The organism is Rhizobium sp. 01T417 (assembly GCF_056398905.1).
Genome location: NZ_JBFTQH010000118.1, coordinates 1 through 1722 on the forward strand (window position 1 = coordinate 1; position 1722 = coordinate 1722).

The 1722-nt window shown below is 55.3% G+C and carries 1 protein-coding gene; it reads left to right on the top strand.

The annotated features are described in order from the left end of the window. Positions 1-61: 61 nt before the first annotated feature. Positions 62-445 (top strand): AlpA family phage regulatory protein, encoded by a 384-nt coding sequence (locus AC1DPR_RS31830; protein ID WP_477818003.1) that lies wholly within the window; start codon positions 62-64, stop codon positions 443-445. The last annotated feature ends 1277 nt before the right edge of the window (positions 446-1722 follow it).

Genomic DNA, 1722 nt, shown 5'->3' on the forward strand with positions numbered 1-1722 from the left:
CCCGGATGCGTGGCATATGCGGTTGCGGACTGTGCCGGGGCGCGACGTCGCCTCGGCTCCTATGCCGCGGTCGGAGCAAGCTCGGGGGATAACGGAGCACACCCCGAAGGCGGTGGAGAAGTCTGTCAGCGCCAAGGCTAGTGGGAAGTCGTCTGGGACAGAGCGTGGGCCAGAAAGCGCTACTAGTGATGCAAACCGGCAGGCAGAGGCTTCTCCCGCTGCCGAGCAGAGACCGATAGGCAAGGTGGCGCGGTTGCGTCGTGTCATGGAACTGACTGGACTCGGACGCAGTTCAATTTACAACCGCATGGACCCGCGCTCTGCGCAGTACGATCCGGCTTTCCCTCGGTCGTTCTCGCTTGGGGCCACAGGCGGCGCGGTTGGTTGGGATGAAGACGCGGTCAAAGCTTGGGTTCTGACACAAGCCTCAATAGGTCGTGTGTGAGGGTTGCGGTATCGCGAAGCACAAGTGAAGCACACGTGGTTCAGGTATTCATTCGCCTGCTGGCGCAAATGGTTTGCCGATGCATTGGCAGTGCGCTTGCAGAGGGCCTGTAGGCCATCAAGAAGCGCCGTTCCGCAAGGCAAGGGTCCCCATGTTTCGGCGTGAGCTTCCCCACGTCCTTCAAGGTCGGCATTAAGCCCCTGTTCGTGGAAGTAAAAATCGAACAAGTACCTGCAAACAAATTGCGGCCAGCCGTGGCGCTTCGCCGATGTAAGCGCCGGTCATTTGCCTCCCCTTATGGCGCGGGCCTCGCTGGAACTCACCGCAAAAGCCGGGCGACCACGTCATCGATCTGTGACCAAATACCTTAGTGGTAGCGCCATACCCCTATTGCGTTGTGGTGTTGTATTTTCGCAACTCCAAGAAGCTTGCTTGGACACCCTTGGATCCGCTCGGACGGAAATGGAAGACGTCCTTTGGTTTTCCAATTTTCTTCGAAATTGACCCCGCTCTTATCCGCCATTAGCGTGCAAGTTCGGTGCTCATGCGAGTGCCGCTGCGCGTGATCTCGATCTGATCGATCCTGGCTATTAGGTAGTGATCAGCGGTAAATGTGCAGCCGGATTCGAGAGATTATGCCGAGGTCTGGCGCAATCCGGCGGGAAGTGTAACTACGATCGGTAATGCGAGGCGTTTATAGCTGTTTATACCAGCAGCTAGATTTTGGGAATCTGCGATGCGATTTTGCCGTGATGACTCACTCATGGTGCGTGGGCTTGTTCGCAGCACAGGGTTCATCGAGCCGCTCCAGTGGTGACATTACACGGTGGCAGTTCGATGAGTAACGGAACAATCGATCGAAATAAAAAAGGAGCTACAAGCTTTCAGTGCGTCGAGCCGGTGTGAGCCGTGCCCGACGCAGCTCCAAGTGATGACTTGACCAGGGAGTTCAATACAAACTGCGACCCGCACATACAACTTACGTCCAAAGCGCCACAACTTAGGACCATAGGCGCTTCCGTTCCCGCCCCTAGCGGGACGACCTAGCCTCTTATCGGATGCTGACCGGCTCAGGATATTCCCGCCATCGGCAGGGAATATTTCAGCCGCCTGATTCGGGCATAAATTGGTATATCCCGAGGAAGGACAATTTCGCTGGTTAGTAAAGTGGTTATACCGATAAGGTTTGTGCGAATTGTTCAAATATGGATAATCGAATTTATGGAATCTATGGAATGCTAATGCTAGAGATAGTGGTGGTAGTGGCCATGCAAGCG